Source organism: Sphingomonas sp. Marseille-Q8236 (genome assembly GCF_965112005.1).
On record NZ_CBCOPO010000001.1, the window covers coordinates 2,384,424 to 2,402,021 of the forward strand.

Annotated in this window: 12 protein-coding genes; 8 read left to right on the top strand and 4 right to left on the bottom strand. The window is 66.4% G+C overall.

Annotation, left to right across the window (positions count from 1 at the left end; genetic code table 11):
* Positions 1-121 precede the first annotated feature (121 nt).
* The 4 genes from ACWPWT_RS11420 to ACWPWT_RS11435 all read right to left on the bottom strand — a co-directional run bounded on the left by ACWPWT_RS11420 (position 122) and on the right by ACWPWT_RS11435 (position 5,075).
* Positions 122-1,120 (bottom strand): DUF3667 domain-containing protein, encoded by a 999-nt coding sequence (locus tag ACWPWT_RS11420; protein ID WP_454279719.1) that lies wholly within the window; start codon positions 1,118-1,120, stop codon positions 122-124.
* Positions 1,121-1,199: 79 nt separating this feature from the next.
* Positions 1,200-2,831, bottom strand: a complete 1,632-nt coding sequence (locus ACWPWT_RS11425) for a Na+/H+ antiporter (RefSeq protein WP_261268240.1) — start codon at positions 2,829-2,831, stop codon at positions 1,200-1,202.
* Positions 2,832-3,146: 315 nt separating this feature from the next.
* The gene (locus tag ACWPWT_RS11430) at positions 3,147-4,175 is read right to left on the bottom strand and encodes a glycosyltransferase family 4 protein (protein ID WP_454279720.1); all 1,029 of its coding nucleotides are present in this window, start codon (positions 4,173-4,175) and stop codon (positions 3,147-3,149) included.
* Between the two features lie 15 nt (positions 4,176-4,190).
* Positions 4,191-5,075, bottom strand: a complete 885-nt coding sequence (locus ACWPWT_RS11435) for a UDP-2,3-diacylglucosamine diphosphatase (RefSeq protein ID WP_454279721.1) — start codon at positions 5,073-5,075, stop codon at positions 4,191-4,193.
* Between the two features lie 697 nt (positions 5,076-5,772).
* On the opposite strand from ACWPWT_RS11435, the gene ACWPWT_RS11440 reads away from it, so the two are divergent.
* From ACWPWT_RS11440 to ACWPWT_RS11475, 8 genes are all read left to right on the top strand, one after another.
* On the top strand, positions 5,773-6,519 hold the full coding sequence (locus ACWPWT_RS11440; protein WP_454279722.1) for a copper homeostasis protein CutC: 747 nt from the start codon (positions 5,773-5,775) through the stop codon (positions 6,517-6,519).
* A 116-nt stretch (positions 6,520-6,635) separates the two neighbouring features.
* Positions 6,636-7,373 carry a GntR family transcriptional regulator gene (locus ACWPWT_RS11445; protein ID WP_261268239.1) on the top strand — a complete coding sequence of 246 codons (738 nt, stop codon included), beginning with the start codon at positions 6,636-6,638 and terminating at the stop codon, positions 7,371-7,373.
* On the top strand, positions 7,366-8,406 hold the full coding sequence (locus tag ACWPWT_RS11450) for an SIS domain-containing protein (RefSeq protein ID WP_454279723.1): 1,041 nt from the start codon (positions 7,366-7,368) through the stop codon (positions 8,404-8,406). The genes ACWPWT_RS11445 and ACWPWT_RS11450 overlap by 8 nt, the downstream gene beginning before the upstream one ends.
* Positions 8,403-9,542, top strand: a complete 1,140-nt coding sequence (nagA, locus tag ACWPWT_RS11455) for an N-acetylglucosamine-6-phosphate deacetylase (RefSeq protein ID WP_454279724.1) — start codon at positions 8,403-8,405, stop codon at positions 9,540-9,542. Before ACWPWT_RS11450 ends, nagA begins: the two co-directional genes overlap by 4 nt.
* Entirely contained in the window at positions 9,539-12,445 is a 2,907-nt protein-coding gene (gene galA, locus ACWPWT_RS11460) for a beta-galactosidase GalA (protein WP_454279725.1), read from the top strand. Before nagA ends, galA begins: the two co-directional genes overlap by 4 nt.
* Before the next feature lie 55 nt (positions 12,446-12,500).
* Complete coding sequence (gene ptsP / locus ACWPWT_RS11465; RefSeq protein ID WP_454279726.1) at positions 12,501-14,951, top strand: phosphoenolpyruvate--protein phosphotransferase; 2,451 nt, start codon at positions 12,501-12,503, stop codon at positions 14,949-14,951.
* A complete protein-coding gene (gene nagE, locus ACWPWT_RS11470; RefSeq protein ID WP_454279727.1) occupies positions 14,948-16,669 on the top strand; it encodes an N-acetylglucosamine-specific PTS transporter subunit IIBC in 1,722 nt (573 codons plus the stop codon). The genes ptsP and nagE overlap by 4 nt, the downstream gene beginning before the upstream one ends.
* A gap of 119 nt (positions 16,670-16,788) precedes the next feature.
* Positions 16,789-17,574 carry an IclR family transcriptional regulator gene (locus ACWPWT_RS11475; RefSeq protein WP_454279728.1) on the top strand — a complete coding sequence of 262 codons (786 nt, stop codon included), beginning with the start codon at positions 16,789-16,791 and terminating at the stop codon, positions 17,572-17,574.
* Positions 17,575-17,598: the final 24 nt, after the last annotated feature.

The following is a 17,598-nucleotide window of genomic DNA, read 5'->3' on the forward strand; positions in this document are numbered from 1 at the left end:
CGGCTTATCTTGCGCCGGTATTCTCATGGTATGTTTTGGTATCATGACAAGGCGGATCGGGGGCGTCCACCCTTTTATCGTGTCAAACAATTCGTCTCGGCGCTGCAACCGATTGGCGGTGTCAGTGTGCGATGCCGAGCGCCAGCAAGCCGATCACCCAGATCAGCAAAACGGTCGCCGCCATCACGCACAGCGCCACCGTCATGAACAGGCTGGTCACCCATCCCAGACCATAGGCGCCACGCGTCTGGGCGAAGAGATGCACCGGAAAGGCGAGCATCAGCATCGCCTCCCCCGGCAGGTGCGCCAGCTTCACCCACAGAATCATCACCACCGTCAGCAGGCTGACGAAGCTGAGCGAATAGGTGACGAAGACGGCATGATCGAACATCGCGACGCCGCGTTTCCAGATGAAGAACAGCCCCATGAACGGCATCGACAGCAGGATTAGCGCCCAGGAGAATTTATAGCCATTTGCCTCCATCTTGAAGAGGAGGAACTCCGGATCGCGCGCGGCATGGGCCAGCTTCTCGTCGAGCGATTTCCAGCCGGTCATGACGGGGGCATGATGTTCTGCGTTGCCGGTGGGCGCACCGGTGACCGATCCGCTCCCGAGCGCGGCGCTGGTCAGGTCGAGCTGGCGATAGCGTTCGGCCAGGCGCGCACGTTCCTTGTCGATGGCGGCGACATCGCCCTTGTTGGCGACAATGGCAGGACGCTGTCGATCGAGCGCGGCGATCTGCGCCTGGGTGGCGACCGCCTTGGCATGGATTTCGGTCGCGGCCTCCTGCGTATCGGGGGCTTTCAACGTCGCGAAGCCGCCCAGGATCGAATAGGCGATATAGAGCAGGAAGACGCTGAACAGATACAGCGCCAATGGTGACAGGAAACGCCGCCGCTCGCCCGCGATATAGCGGCGGGTCAGCTCGCCCGGGCGGGTGACGAGGAAGGCGATGGTGCGCCAGACCTGCCCCTCGATATGCAGCACGCCGTGGCTGAAATCATGCCACCACGCGCCCAATGTGCGATGGATATGCGAGGATTGGCCGCATGCGTGGCAATAATGGCCGACCAGCGTCGCGCCACAATTCAGGCAGCTTTCCCCGACGTTACCGTGCATCCCACCCCCCTGATGCAAAATCCATTGGCGAGACACGATAAATTTCGCCTTAGCGCAAGCGCAAAGATGATGGTCGGGCTCAGCTTTGGGCGGACAGGCGGGTATCGATCAGGTCGAGTTCGCGCCCCAGTCGCTGTGCGGTGGCGGAACCGATCATGCGGGCGTTGAGCAGTTCGAACACCACCCGCCGTTCAGCCCGGATCGCGGCCAACCGCATCTTGCGCTCCACCTCCTCGAAGCGGCGGGCATCGGGGTCCACATCGCCCTCCAGCGTGTCGATCCGGCTGCGATAGCCGTCCATCAGGCGCGAGGCGATCTCGACATATTGGTCGGCATCGTCGCGGCCCTCGGCCATTTCATGCTGGAGGCGCTCCAATTCCGCAATCGCGGCCTTGGCGGCAGCGAGCCGGGTCCGGTCGAGCTCGCTGGCGGCATCCTCATTGGGCAGGGCGAGGCCGCGCAACAGCAGCGGCAAAGTCAGGCTGGCGATGACCAGCGACGAGAGGATGACCCCGCATGCCAGGAAAATGACCAGATCACGCGCGGGAAAAGGCGTGCCGTCGGTCAGCGTCAGCGGCAGGGTCAGCGCGCCCGCCAGCGTGATCGCGCCGCGCGCGCCCGCCACCGACATGGCGGTGATGACACGGCGCGGCGGACTGGTATGCTGCGGATTGTTGCGATGTCGGAACAGGGTCAGGCGCAGTGCGACCCAGGTCCAGGCGAAGCGCAACGCCGCCAGGCCCGCGACGATGGCCAGCACATACAGCCCCAGCCACCAGATGCTGTGATGCCCGGTCAGCATCACCGTGTCACGCGCGCCGGCGAAGACCTGCGGCAATTGCTCGCCCAGCAGCACGAAGATGATGCCGTTCAGCGTGAATTGCAGCATGTCCCACACCGCCTGCCGCCGGATGCGGGTGGCGGCCTTGGCCCCCGACGACACGTTGGTGAACGACATGGCAATACCCGCCGCCGCCGCCGCCAGCACGCCCGAACTCTCGATATGTTCGGCGACCAGATAGGCGGCAAAGGGGATCAGCAGGCTGACCAGAATGTTCGATCCGCTGTCGTCGCCGAACCGGCGCGCAAACAGCCCCTTGGCGGTGATCGTGCCCCAGGCGATCCCCACGCCCAGGCCGACCCCGGAGATCGCCATCCACAGGAAGGTCAGCCCTGCTCCGGTCAGCGAGAACGCTCCCGTCAGCGCGGCTGCCACCGCGAAGCGCAGGCAGACCAGACCCGACGCATCGTTGAGCAGCGATTCCCCTTCGAGGATGTGCATCATGCGCTTGGGAATGGGGGCCTTTTGCGCGATGGCCGACACCGCGATCGGATCGGTCGGCGACACCACGGCGGCCAGCGCGAAGGCGACGGCATAGGGCATGGCCGGGATCATCCAGTGGATGAACAGACCCATGCCCAGCACGGTCAGGAACACCAGTCCCAGGGCCAGTCCCAACACCGCCCCCGCGTCGCGAAACAGTTCGTCCTTCGGAATGCGCCAGCCATCGAGAAACAGCAGAGGCGGCACGAACAGCAGGAAGAAGATTTCGGGATCGAGCTCCACCCGGATCTGCGCGATGCCACCGATCACCGCGCCGAGTGCGATCTGGACCAGCGGGCGGGGCAGCGCCGAGGGCAGCAGGCGGGAGATGATCCCACTCAACACCACGGCGAGGAGGAGGAAAAGGCTAAGCGTGACGACGTCCAATCGGGGACCTTTCGGGTGCAGCGGTTGGAGCGGCCATGGCGACAAGCGGCACGGCCAACGGATCAGCGACAGGCGGGCAAGTCCCGCACCGAATCGCGCGAGGCCCATGAATGACATGGGCGGCAAGCCTGGTTCAACCCGTTAAACGGGTTTTCCAAGTTGATGCATGTGTCGGCCCGACCTTCCCAGAGCAAGAAGCCCAGCAAAGCTGGCGAAGCACGCCCACGAGGGGGAAGTGGCTGACGCCTCCCCAACGGATTTCGGCCTTAACGGGACGGTGCGGCGAATTTCGCCATGACCCATGCCGAGAAGGATCTACGCCGCCGCGCGCAGGGGGTGGTTGATGGGGGCGAGTGCCGCAAGGAACTGCTCCGCGCTCGCCTGCCAGGTGAAGCCCTGCCCATAAGCGGCGCAGGTGTCGCGATCACGGCTCAGCGCCCCGGCAATGGCCACGTCCAGCGCTTCGTCCATCACGCCGACTTCGGGGGTGAGCACGTCGAGCGGCCCCTGGACCGGCAGCGCGGCGACCGGCGTGCCGCAGGCCAGCGCCTCGATCATCACCAGCCCGAATGTGTCGGTACGGCTGGGAAAGACGAACACATCGGCAGCACGGTAGATCGCCGCCAGTTCCTCGCCGAATTTCGCACCCAGGAAATGCACGTGCGGATATTCCGCAGCCAGCGTAGCGCGCGCCGGACCATCCCCGACCACGACCTTGGAGCCCGGCGCATCGGTCGCCAGGAAGGCGGCGATGTTCTTCTCCACCGCGACCCGCCCCGCATAAAGCTGTACCGGATCGGGCAATGCGCGGACGAACGCGTCGCGCGGACCATCGGGGCGGAAAAGGGCAGTATCGACCCCGCGCCCCCAATGGCGACTTTGCGGCAGGTCATGCGCGGCCAGCGCCGCCGCCACGCTGGGCGTCGAGGCCAGGATCGCGGACGAGGGCGCATGGAACCAGCGGACATAGCGCCATACCAGTTCGGGGCTGATCGCCCTGATCCGCGCGGCGACATATTCGGGGAACTGGGTGTGATAGGCGGTGGTGAAGGGCAGACCGCGAGACAGGCACCATCGCCGTGCGCGCAGCCCCAATGGTCCCTCGGTCGCGATATGGATCGCATCGGGGCGAAACGCGCCCAGCGTCCGCCCGACCACGCCCGGGCCCGGCATCGCCAGCCGTATCTCGGAATAGGTGGGGCAGGGCACCGAGGCGTAGAGATCGGGCGAGATGATCGACAGATCATGGCCCATTGCCCGCAGCTCCGCCGTCACCGACTGCAGCGTGCGGACCACGCCATTCACCTGTGGGGACCAGGCATCGGTGACGATCGCAATGCGCATGCCGTTTCCCTTCGCTCAGGCGGCGATGGCGGCCGCCATGGGCTGCTGGCGGCGAGCCTCCATCTCGTCGCCCCAATGGAGGATTTCCATCGTGCCGTCGAAATGCTCGACCAGTGCGGTGCAGCCTTCCACCCAGTCGCCGTCATTATAATAGGTAACGCCGCCGATCTCGCGAATTTCCGCGGTGTGGATATGCCCGCACACCACGCCGTCGACGCCGCGCGCACCCGCCGCATGGGCGACGACCTCCTCGAAATGCGAGATGAAGGCGACGGCGTTCTTCACCTTGGCCTTGGCGTGCTTCGACAACGACCAATAGGGGCGCTTCATCCACCGGCGGACGATGTTGACCCAGCGGTTCACCTCCATCAGCGCAGTATAGGCGAAGTCTCCGACATGGGCGAGCCAGCGATGCGCCAGCGTGATCGCGTCGAACTCGTCGCCGTGCAGGATCAGCAGGCGGCGGCCATCCGCCGTCTCGTGGATCGCCTTGCGGCAGATGGCGATGCCGCCGAAATCCATGCCGGTGAACTGGCGGAAGATCTCGTCGTGATTGCCGGGAATATAGACGACGCGGGTGCCCCGCTTGGCGCGCTTGAGCAGCCGCCACACCACGTCATTATGCGCGGCGGGCCAGTAGAATTTCTTCTTCAGCCGCCAGCCGTCGATCATGTCGCCGACCAGATACATGGTCTCGCTATCGACATGGTCGAGAAAGTCGATCAGCATCTCCGCATTGCAGCCCCGCGTGCCGAGATGGACGTCCGAGATCCAGATGGTGCGATACCGGCGGCGCTCATGGCCTTCGGGTTCGGGCGTCACCGGCGCGCGAGGGATGAAGTCGAGAATGGCGGCGTCTTCGTGCAGCGAACCATCCATCGTTATGCTGGTCATCGGCATCGGCGTTCCCCACGCTTGGCGTCCCGCCTGTCATGCCCGTCATCTGTTACGCCCGCGTCGCAGATCGGTGACAGACGCGCAGCATTTCGATGACTCCTTCAAGTCACGCAGATGAAAAGCCCGTCAGTCCCATGGTCGACGGGGCTGTCTCGCATCGTCGTGGGAAAGCGTTCCCCTGGAAACGTACGCTCACCGACGCTGTATAGGTCCGATCATTCTTATAGAAGACGGCCAGACGGTGTCTGCTTGCCTCGATCTGGCAGTAGGTCTTGTCGTGCGGCTTCTCTGCGTAGTCGGTCAGCTTGGTCCGGCGGACAGCAGGGGCGCAATCCTGGGTGCCGCACGGGCTGCCCTCTTGACAGGATCGGCTCGACGCATCGTCGTTCAGGATGATGGTGCGAGCGCCCGACATGCCGAAATCCCCTCTTATGTGCGTTACGCCGCGCAGCGAGGCGATGTGCGTTACAAGATGAGAGGGTGGAGTATCCCACTTGGTCGAGAGTCTGCCTTATATTTCAATCATACCAGTCTGTAACCAAAATGACATTGGTCCGAAAACGGGAAAAGTTTGTCGTCGACCTTATGAGACCATTATACTGGCGCATTGCGTCTTGGGCTGCTTAAATGACAGAATCCTGGCGTCTGCCGTGGCGAGGGGCGGAGCGGCGGCTGAAGAATTTTCTGGGGGATGCAGACGATGGCGACACCATTGTCGCGATGTGGATCGACGCTGTTGGAAATTTGCGTCGACGATGCTGACGGCATTGCCGCCGTGGCGGCGGCCGGGGGCGACCGGATCGAGCTATGCGGTGCGCTTGCACTGGGTGGGTTGACCCCGTCGGCGGCGCTGGTCGCCTGTGCGGTGGACTCCGGCGTTCCGGTTCATGCGATGGTGCGCCCCCGCGACGGCGACTTTCGCTATGACGCGGGTGATGTCGCCGTGGCGACCGAGGAAATCCGGCGCATGGTGGCGCAGGGTGTTGCTGGCGTCGTGGTCGGAGCGATGGCGGACGACCACCGGCTCGACCTCGACATATTGGCCCGCTGGCGCGACGTGGCGAAGGACGTGGCGATCGTGCTCCATCGCGCGGTCGATCTGGTCGCCGATCCGGTCGCTGCGGTCGAGGCGGCGGCTGGTCTGGGCTATGATCATATTCTCACCTCAGGCGGCGCAGCGACGGCGGAGCAGGGTGCTGCCGTGATCGCAGACATGGTCGCGGCGGCGAATGGCCGCGTTGCGATCATCGCCGGGTCGGGGGTTTCGGCGGACAATGCGGCGCAACTGATCGCCAGGACCGGCGTCGATGCGGTCCATGCCTCCGCCAGTATTCGCGAACCATGGGGGGATTCGCGGATCGAAGCGATGGGTTTCGCATCGGGTCAACGGCGTCGAACCGACCCCGCCCGCATCACCGCCATCCGTCAGGCTATCGAGAGAGGGTAAAATCCAATGTATGCCATATATAATACCTATTGCCCGGTCGATGGGGCTGCGATAGACCAGTCGTCGAAGCGGTGCGCGGCATGAGTGACGCGAGGGCAAAGGGGGATGGCGCGGCCATGACATTCTCGGCGCAGGTCGGCTCTTTCCGAAAGGGGAACCCCGCGCCGTTATACCTTCAGCTTCAGCAGTTGTTGCGCGATGCGATCAACGGCAATGTGCTGGCCGAGGATGATGCCATTCCCGCCGAACGCGATCTGGCGATCGAATATGACGTGTCGCGGATCACGGTGCGCAAGGCGATCGGCGGTCTCGTCGAGGAGGGGCTTCTGACGCGGCGGCGCGGTGCGGGCACCTTCGTCGCCGGTCGCGTCGAAAAGAGCTTTTCCAAGCTGTCTTCCTTCTCGGAGGACATGATCGCGCGGGGCCGTACCCCGAGCAGCCAATGGGTCAGCCGCGCACCCGGCACCGTCACGCCCGAAGAGGCGATGTCGCTGGGGCTGTCGCCGGGCGCGCCGGTCTATCGGTTCCAGCGTGTGCGCTTCGCCGACGAGGTGCCGATGGCGATCGAATTGTCGGCCATTGCGGGCTTTGCCTTGCCATCGATCGAGGCGGTGGACCGGTCACTCTACGCCGCGCTGGAGCGGGCGGGGCACCGGCCGGTGCGCGCACTGCAAAGGCTGCGTGCGGTGCCGTTCGGGGCGGACCATGCCAAGATGCTGAACGTCGATCCGGGCCATGCGGGCCTATTGATCGAGCGGCGCGGATTCCTGCGCGATGGACGGGCGGTGGAATATACCCAGTCCTTCTATCGCGGTGATGCCTATGATTTCGTCGCGGAGTTAACCGATGTCTGATGTGATGACCGCCGGAAGTGCGGATGCCGGCACCCTGATGGGAGCGGAAGCGGGCGAGGCGCCGGAGGCGATCGCCCGGCTGCTCGCGCGCAATGCGCCGACCGTCAGGGCGCTGGCCGAGCGGCTGCGTGCCGCCCCGCCGCCGGTGATCATCACCATCGCCCGTGGGTCGTCGGATCACGCCGCGACCTATGGCAAATATATATTGGAGACCAAGACGGGTGTACCGGTCTCCTCCGCCGCTCCCTCTGTCGCGTCGATCTTCGAGACGACCATGAAGGTGCAGGGCGCGCTGGTCATCGCCATCTCGCAATCGGGTCGCAGCCCGGACCTGCTGGCGACGGTCGAGGCGTATCGCGCGGGCGGCGCGCACATCGTTGCGCTGGTCAATGACGAGGAATCGCCGCTGGCGACCGGCGCCGATACCTTCCTGCCGCTGTCGGCCGGTCCCGAAAAGGCCGTCGCCGCCACCAAGTCCTGCCTGACCGCGCTGGCGGGTCTGGCGCAGCTGGCCGCCGCCTGGGCCGGTGACGAGACGCTGGAAGCCGCGCTCGCCGATCTGCCGGGGCAGGTCGAACAGGCGCTCGGCCTCGACTGGTCGGCTGCCGTGGACGGCCTGCGCGAGGTCAGCCAGATGTTCGTGCTGGGGCGCGGCTATGGTTACGGCGTGGCGCAGGAAGCCGCGCTGAAGCTGAAGGAAACCTGTTCGATTCAGGCCGAGCCGTTCAGCGCCGCCGAAGTCCGCCACGGCCCGATGCGGATCGTGGAGCCAGGCTATTCGGTGCTGGGCTTCGCCACCTCCGACATCGCGGGCGAAGATGTGCGCGCGGTTGCCGACCAGTTCGAGCAGCGCGGCGCCAAGCCGTTCGTCGCGGGGCAGGGAGGCGCGTTGCCGATGGTCGCGGGCCACCCCGCACTGGAGCCGATCGCGATGCTCGCCAGCTTCTACCGCATGGTCGAGGCTCTGGCCCTTGCCCGTGGCATGGACCCCGACTCCCCGCCGCATCTGCAGAAAGTGACCCGCACGCTATGACCCGCTTCCGCTTCATCAACGGCCATGTCGCGACTTCGGGCGGTGTCCTGCCGGGTGTGGAGATCGTGGTGGAGGGCGACCGGATCGCCGCCATCGGCGCGGTCGAGGGTTCGGGCGACGCGATCGACCTGAATGGCGGCTGGGTCGTCCCGGGTTATATCGACACCCAGGTCAATGGCGGCGGCGGCGTGCTGTTCAACGACCGGCTCGACGTGGACGGCATCGCGGCCATGGCGGCGGCGCACGCCGTCTATGGCACCACCGCGATGCTGCCGACCCTGGTCAGCGAGACGCCCGACAAGATTGCCCGTGCGCTCGACGCCATCGATGAAGCGATCGAAGCCAAGGTGCTCGGCATCGTCGGCATCCATGTCGAGGGGCCGGTGCTCAATCCGGCGCGCAAGGGCATTCATGACCCGAGCCGCTTCCGCGATCTGGACGAAGAGATGGTCGCGGTCCTGACCCGCCCGCGCCGTGGCAAGGTGATGCTCACCATCGCCCCCGAACGCGTGCCGGTCTCGACGGTCGAGCGGCTGGTCCAGGCGGGCGTCCTGGTCAGCGCGGGGCATAGCGAAGCCAGCTATGAGCAGGCGATGGCGGCGTTCGATGTCGGCCTGTCGGGCATCACCCATTTGTTCAACGCCATGCCCGCGATGCAGCAGCGGGTGCCCGGCCTTGCGGGCGCGACGCTCGACGATCCGCGCCCCTATAGCGGCCTCATCATCGACGGTTTCCACGTCGCCGCGCCTATGCTCCGACTGGCGTTGAAGGCACGTCCGTTCGACCGGCTGATGCTGGTCACCGACGCCATGTCGTCGGTCGGAGCGGTCGAAAAGGACTTCGTGCTGCACGGTCGCCATATCGATGTGTCCGGCGGCAAGTGCACCTATGCCGATGGCACGCTGGCGGGCTCCGATCTCGACATGGGGTCTGCGGTCGCCAATGCGGTCGAACAGTTGCGGATCACGGTCGATCAGGCCGCCGCCATGGCCGCGACCCATCCGGCCGCGTTCCTGGGGCTGTCGCATGAGCGGGGCGCGCTTCGAGCGGGGCTGCGGGCCGATTGGGTGGTGCTCGACGCCGCGCTCAAACCCGTCGAAACGCGGATCGCCAGCGCCGAGACCGTCGCGGCATGACGATCGCGCGCCGCGAGCTGCTGCTGAGCAGCGCCGTCGTAGGACTGGTCGGCGGCATCGCGCCCGTCCCGGTCTTCGCCGCACAGCGCCGCCCGGCGGACGGTGCCGGCGCGCTTCCGATGCCGACGCCGGTGAACGCCTTGCCCGCCGCGCTGCCGATGCAGGACCCTGCTCGTGTACTGATGGATCGGGGCTGGCTGTTCCATGAAGGGGAGGTCGAACCCGCGCCGCTGGAGACGCATGACGCGACCTATGCCTCGGTCAAGGCGGGCAATGCGCGCGGTGCGGCGGCGGTCGATTATGACGACAGCGAATGGCAGTCGGTCGATCTGCCGCACGACTGGGCCTCGTTCCAGCCGTTCGAAAAGACCGCCAATGTCGCGCAAGGCTATCGCCCGCGCGGGATCGGCTGGTATCGGCGCACCTTCCGTCTCGACCCCGCGCTTCGCGGACGCCGGATCGAACTGGAATTCGGCGGCATCGCGACCAACGCGACCATCTGGGTCAATGGCAGCGTCGTTTCGCACAACTTCTCGGGCTATAGCGCGGTGCGCATCGACCTGACGCCGTTCGCCCGCTTTGGTGATGAGGCCAACGTCGTCGCGGTCCGGGTGGACGCCAACGCCATGGAGGGTTGGTGGTATGAGGGCGCCGGGCTCTACCGCCATGTCTGGCTGGGCGATTACGCACCGGTATCGATCGCGACCGATGGCGTGCATGGCGACCCCCGCCGCCGCGCCGACGGCAGCTGGCACGTCCCCGTCACCACCACCCTGACCAGCATCGCCCCCACCGAAACCAAGGTCACGGTCGAAGCGCGGCTGCTCGATCCGCAAGGTCGCGTCGTCGCCCAGGGCCAGGCGCAGGCCAGCGTGGCGTCGCTGGAGGAAGGGACGGCGGGCCTCGACCTGCCGGTCGCCGACCCCGCACTGTGGTCGATCGAGCGGCCGACGCTCTACACGCTCGACGTACGGCTGATGCGTGATGGAGGGATGGTCGATCAGCGGCGCGTGCCCATCGGGTTCCGCACCATCCGCTTCGATGCGGACAAGGGCTTTTTCCTCAACGACAAGCCGGTCAAGCTAAAGGGCGTCTGCCTGCATCAGGATCATGCGGGTGTGGGTACCGCGATCCCCGACGCGCTGATCGGCTGGCGACTGGAGCGGTTGAAGGCGATGGGCTGCAACGCGGTCCGGTCCAGCCACAATGCGCCGACGCCCGAACTGCTTGATTGGTGCGATCGCCTCGGCCTGGTGGTGATGGACGAGAACCGGCAGTTCAATCCGGCCCCCGAATTCCGTGCCCAGCTCGAATGGCTGGTCCGCCGCGACCGCAACCATCCCAGCGTCATCCTGTGGTCGGTGTTCAACGAGGAACCGATGCAGGGCACGCCCTCGGGCGTCGAGATGGTCAAGCGCATGGCGCACTGGGTGCGCGCGCTGGACGACAGCCGCCCGGTGACGGCGGCGATGAACGGTGCGTTCTTCAATCCCGTAAACGTCGCGCAGGTCGTCGATGTGACCGGGTTCAACTATTACCAGGGCGACTACGACCGCTATCATCAGCTCAATCCGACCAAGCCGACGACCAGCTCGGAGGATACCAGCGCCTTCATGACGCGCGGGGCGTTCGAAAGCGATCCCGCCCGCCATATCGCGTCGAGCTATGACGACGAGGCGGCGAGCTGGGGCGCGACGCACCGTGTCGCGTGGAAGAAGATCGCCGACCGGCCCTATGTCGCGGGCGGGTTCGTCTGGACCGGCTTCGACTATCATGGCGAGCCGACGCCCTATGAATGGCCGACCATCGCCAGCTTCTTCGGCATCATGGACCTTTGCGGTTTCCCCAAGACCGCGTTCGACATCCACCGCGCCGCCTGGGTCGATGACGAGGCCGTCGTGGCGATCGCGCCGCACTGGACCTGGCCGGGGCGCGAGGGCAGGCCGACCAAGGTCATGGTCCTGTCCAATGCCGAACGCGTCGTCCTGCGCCTGAACGGCAAGACGGTGGGTGAGGCGGCGGTCGACCGGCTGATGGGCAATGAATGGACCGTGCCCTATGCGCCCGGCCGGATCGAGGCGATCGCCTATCGCGGCGGGCGCGAGGTGGCACGCGCCGCGCATGAGACCACCGGCGCACCGGTCGCGCTCCGCCTGACTCCCGCGCGGACAGTGATGGCGGGCGATACCGAGGATGCGCAGGCGATCACCATCGACGCGGTCGACGCCAAGGGGCGTCATGTTCCCACCGCCAATCTCATGACCCGCTTCACCATCGACGGCGGCGCGATCATCGGTGTGGGCAATGGCGATCCGAACAGCCACGAGCCGGAAAAGGGCCTTCAGCGCTCGCTGTTCAATGGTCTGGCGCAGATGATCGTGCGGCCCGATGCCGGGCGCGGGCGGATCACGATCCGCGCGACGGCGGACGGGTTGAGGCCTGCCAGCCTGCGGCTCGACCGACTGGGTGTGGCCCCGCGCGCGCAGGTGCCGCTGGCTGCAGGCGATATGGACCTGCGCGACTGGCGCCGGTCGAAGCGGCAGGATGCCAAGCCCTCGCCCGATTTCGCGCCTGCGTCGAACGACAATAATGGTTGGGCCTTTGTCCGGGCGGGTACGCCCACCCCGGCGGAGGCGGCGGGTTACCGCGTCTATCGCACCATCGTCACGCCGCGCCATGCGGTGGCGGCGCGGGGCGGGGAGATCCGCTTCGGCTCGGTCGGCGGCATGGCCAGCCTGTGGGTCGATGGAGTGATGGTCGCCGAGAAGCGTGATCCGCAGCCCGGCCCGCTGGTCGCGCCACTGGCGCCGGGACCGGGCAAGCGGACGATCGTCCTGATCGTGGCCGCGCTGGGCAATGTCGAAAGCGGTCTATTGGGCCGGGTGTCGGTGCGCGACCGCTGATTGGCGGCGCGCGCTTTACCGACAAAGGGATGCGATTTGGCGAAAGTGACGTGCAATGAGTGACCTGACCATTTTTGCCCCTCTGTCGGGTTGGGTGACGCCGCTGGCGCAGGTGCCTGACCCGGTTTTCGCCGAAAAGATGCTGGGCGACGGGATCGCGATCGATCCGGTGAACGATGCGCTGTGCGCCCCCTGCGATGCCGTCGTGCTGACCGTGCACGAGGCGGGACACGCGGTGACGCTGCGCAGCACCGAAGGGTTCGAGCTGATCTGCCATATCGGGATCGACACCGTGTCGCTGGGCGGCAAGGGGCTGACGCCGCAGGTGCAGGCGGGGGCGAAGGTGCTGGCGGGACAGCCGCTGATCCGCTTCGACCTCGACCATCTGGTTCGGAACGCGCCCGCCGTGGTGACGCCGATCATCGTCGCCGATGCCACGCGTTATGGCGTCGAGCCGATCGCGCAAGGTCTGGTTGCGGTCGGCGATCCCCTGTTGCGCGTCGTACCGCTGGCCGTGCAGGCTGCGGAGGCCCAGGAAGATGGCGAGGCTCTGGTTCAGGAGACGGTCGTCGCGCTGTCGCACGGCCTCCATGCCCGCCCCGCCGCGCGATTGGTCGAGGCGGTGCGGCGGCATGAGGCGAAGGTCACGCTGTTCCATGGCGATCGCCACGCCTCCGCGCTCAGCGCGGTCGGCTTGCTCGGCCTGGGCCTGAGCCACGGTACGACTGTTCGGATAGAGGCGACGGGTACGCAGGCCGCCGCCGCAATGGCCGATGTCATCGCGTTTCTGGGTGACGCCACGCCGGAGGAGACACCGGTCGACGCGCCCGAGCCCGCCCGTGCCGAAGGGCCGGGGCTGGGCGGTGTTCCCGCCGCGCCGGGGTTGGCGGTGGGCCCAATCCATCGGCTGACCCGCGCCGCCATTCCGGTCGAGACGCTGGCCGGTTCGCCGGAGGAGGAAACCGCCAAGCTGACCGACGCGCTGACGCGGGTTCGAGAAGGGCTGGTGCAGGCGGCGGCGGCCGGTGGTGCACGGGGCGGCGTGATGGCGGCGCATGGCGCGATGCTGGCCGATCCCACACTGACCGAGGCGGCGCTCGCTGCCATCGGTCGGGGCCTCAGCGCCGGTGTCGCCTGGCAGGAGGCTATTGCCGAACAGGTCGCGGTCCTGATGTCGAGTGGCGACCGACGCATTGCCGAGCGCGCCGACGATCTGCGCGATCTGGAACGCCATGTCCTCGCCGCGCTGGCGGGATTGCCGATTGAGGGCCCGAGCGTTCCCGTAGGCGCGATTCTGGTCGCGGAGGACCTGCTCCCCAGTCAGGTCGCGGCGCTCGATGCCGAAAAGGTCGCGGGGATCGCGCTGGTCAAGGGCGGGCCGACCTCGCACGCGGCCATATTGGCGGCGGGCATGGGCCTGCCCATGGCGGTGGCGTTCGGCGATCCTCTGGTGACGCTGGAGGATGGCCGCGTCATCGTCCTCGACGCCGATCGCGGGTTGATCGACCCCGAACCCGATCAGGATGCGCAAAGCCAGGTGCGCGACACGATCGCCCGCCGCAAGGCCGAGATGGAGGCCGCGCGCGCCGCGCAGGGGCCCTGCCGCACGCTGGACGGTACGCGGATCGAGATGTTCGCCAATCTGGGCTCGGTCGGCGATGCCGAGGCGGCGGTGAAGGAAGGCGCGGAGGGCTGTGGCCTGCTGCGCACGGAATTCCTCTTTCTGGAACGCGCGACCGCGCCGACCCGCGAGGAGCAGGCGCGCGATTATCAGGCGATCGCCGACGCGCTGGGCGATCGGCCGATGATCGTCCGGCTGCTCGATGTCGGTGGCGACAAGCCCGCGCCCTATATGGACCTGCCCATCGAGGAAAATCCGGCGCTGGGCCTGCGCGGCATCCGCGTTGCGCTAGCCGATCCGCAATTGCTGGAGGATCAGGTCGGCGCGATCCTGTCGGTGCGCCAGCCATGCCGGATCATGGCCCCGATGGTCGCCAGCCTGTCCGAACTGGAGGCGGTTCGCGCGGTCGTTGAGCGACAGGGCGGCAAGGCCGAGGTCGGCGTCATGATCGAGACCCCGGCAGCGGCGATCTCCGCCGATATTCTTGCGCGCAAGGCCGATTTCTTTTCGATCGGCACCAACGACCTGACGCAATATACGCTGGCCATGGATCGCGGCAACGCGGCGGTGGCGGCGGGGGTCGATGGGCTCCATCCGGCGGTGCTGCGGTTGATCAGCGCGACCTGTGACGGGGCAGGGCGGCATGACACGCCGGTCGGGGTGTGCGGGTCGCTGGCTGCCGACCGGTTGGCGGTGCCGATCCTGCTGGGGCTGGGCGTGACCGAATTGTCGGTGCCCCCCGCGCGGGTCGCCGCGATCAAGGCGCTGGTCGGCAAACTCGATCTTGCCCGTTGTCGTGCGGCGGCGATGCAGGCGCTGGCGCTGCCCTCTGCCGCGGCGGTTCGCGCGCATATCACCAAGATGCTTCAGGAGATCGGCGCATGAGCTCGCCCATGGCCTCGCTTCAATCGCTCGGGCGGGCGCTGATGCTGCCCATCGCGGTCCTGCCGGTGGCGGGGCTGCTGCTGCGCCTCGGCCAGCCGGACATGCTGAACATCGCCTTCATGGCGAATGCGGGCAATGCGATCTTCGACAATCTGGGTCTGTTGTTCGCGGTCGGCGTCGCCACCGCCTTTGCCCGCGACGGCAATGGCGCGGCGGCACTGGCGGGGATTACCTGCTATCTGGTCACCATCAAGGGCGCCGAGACGCTGGTCGTGCCGCCTGCGGGAACCGGGGCGGGGCTGGCCAAGGACATCGCCGCGACCGTCGAGGCGGCGTGGCGGACCAAGTCGGTCCACCGTTTCGACGTGCCGGTCGGGATCGTCGCCGGTCTGATCGGCGGCAGCTTCTACAACCGCTTCGCCGCGATCAAGATGCCGGAATATCTGGCCTTTTTCGGTGGTCGCCGGTTCGTCCCGATCATCTCGGGCATTGCCGGACTGGGGCTGGCGGCGTTGCTGGGCGTGGCGTTCGGTCCCGTCAATGCGGGCATCGATGCGATGAGCCAGGGTATCGTCCAGGCGGGCGGGCTGGGGCTGTTCGCCTTTGGTGTGCTCAACCGTCTGCTGGTCGTCACCGGCCTGCACCATATCCTGAACACCGTCGCCTATTTCGTCGTGGGCGATTATCAGGGCAAGACCGGCGATCTGACCCGCTTCTTCGCGGGCGATCCGACGGCGGGCGCGTTCATGAGCGGCTTCTTTCCCGTCATGATGTTCGGCCTGCCCGCCGCCTGCCTCGCCATGTATCATGAGGCGCTGCCGGAGCGGAAGAAGGCCGTGGGCGGCATGCTCTTCAGCCTGGCGCTGATGTCGTTCCTGACCGGCGTGACCGAGCCGATCGAGTTCAGCTTCATGTTCCTGGCCCCGGTCCTCTACGCCTTCCATGCGATCCTGACCGGCGTGTCGGAAGCGGTGATGAACGCGCTGGGCGTGCGGCTGGGCTATACCTTCTCGGCCGGTCTGTTCGACTATGTCATCAATTTCGGCAAGGCGACCAAGCCGCTGCTGCTGATCCCGATCGGCGCGGTGTATGCGATCCTCTATTATGCCGTGTTCCGCTTCGCCATCCGCCGTTGGAACCTCCAGACGCCGGGGCGTGACGTGGACGCTGCGGTCGAAGGCGACCAGGGCGAGGTGGCGGCTGCTCAGGTCGCGGGCGGACGGGGCGCATCCTTCGTCGCCGCGATGGGTGGCAGCGCCAATCTGACCGAGGTGGCGGCCTGCACCACCCGCCTGCGCCTGATCGTGTCCGATCCCGCCAAGGTCGATGAGCCCGGACTGAAGCGTCTCGGCGCGCGGGGAATCCTGCGTCCGTCCGCCAATGGCGTCCAGGTGGTGCTGGGCCCGGTGGCCGACACGGTGGCGATGGAGATGCGCGCCGCCATCGATTCCGGGCCAATCCCAGCCTCCGCCGACCGCGCCGTGCCGTCGCCGATCGTCACCAGCACGGAGCCTGCCGCCGTTGCGGCATCGGCAACCCTGCCCGATGTCTTGGTCAAGGCGGTTGGCGGCGCGGAGAATATCGTTGCGTCGGCCCATTATGCCGGGCGCTGGCGTGTCGAATTGAGGGACGAGGGCAGGTTGGCGCCCGATCTTCCGCCGGCCGTGCGTGGTCTGGCGCGCGCTGGAAAAAATGTCGTCCATCTGCTGGTCGGTTAATCGTTTAAACTCAAAGGTTAACGATATTGACCCTCTTTGAAAGATCGGAGTAAGCGGCACAAAAAGTCATTTCAGGCGATTTCGACCGATGGTCGTTCCATCGTCGTGGAGAAGTGTAGTTGAGTACGGATACGGTTGGCACCGTCGACGATAAGCGCCTTTACCGCGCGCCGGCGCTGGAAAAGGGACTCGATATCCTCGAACTGCTCTCCGCCGAGGAAAATCCCCTGACGATGAGCGCGATCGTCAACCGGCTGGGGCGCTCGACCGGCGAGTTGTTCCGGATGATTCAGGTGCTCGAACATCGCGGTTACGTGACGCAGGGGCCCGATGGTTATGTCATGACCTCGCGCCTGTTCCATCTCGGCCTGAAGCGGCCGCCGGTCCGCAGCCTGATGGAACAGGCTCTTCCGCCGATGCGGCTGCTGGCCGACCGTATCGGCCAATCCTGCTACCTCGCCATACCCTCGGGGTCTTGTTCGTCGGTGATCGCCCGTATGGAGGCGGACACGGTGGTCGGCGTTTCGGTTCGTGTCGGTTATCGCCGCGCAATGCATGAAACGCCCTCAGGGATCCTGCTTTACGCGTTTCAGCCGGAAGCGACCCGCCGCGAATGGGAAGGGCTTTTCGATCCCCCCCTGTCCGAGCGGGCTCTCGGACAATTGCGCGAGAAAGCGGACACCCTGAAGCGGCAGGGCTTTGCCCAGTCCGAAAGCGGCGAACTGCTCGGCATGGTCGAGCTGGCCGCGCCGATCGTGCGGAGCACGTGCGCCTGTGCCGTGCTGACGGTCCCCTTCGTCCGGATCGTCGATGGTCTCGCCACCCAGGAAGAGGCATTGGCCGAACTGCGCCGTATCGCCGGACAGATTTCGGAACAGCTTATGGGCGACGACCTGCGCATCTGATCGGCGCTTGTCGCGATCCCCGTT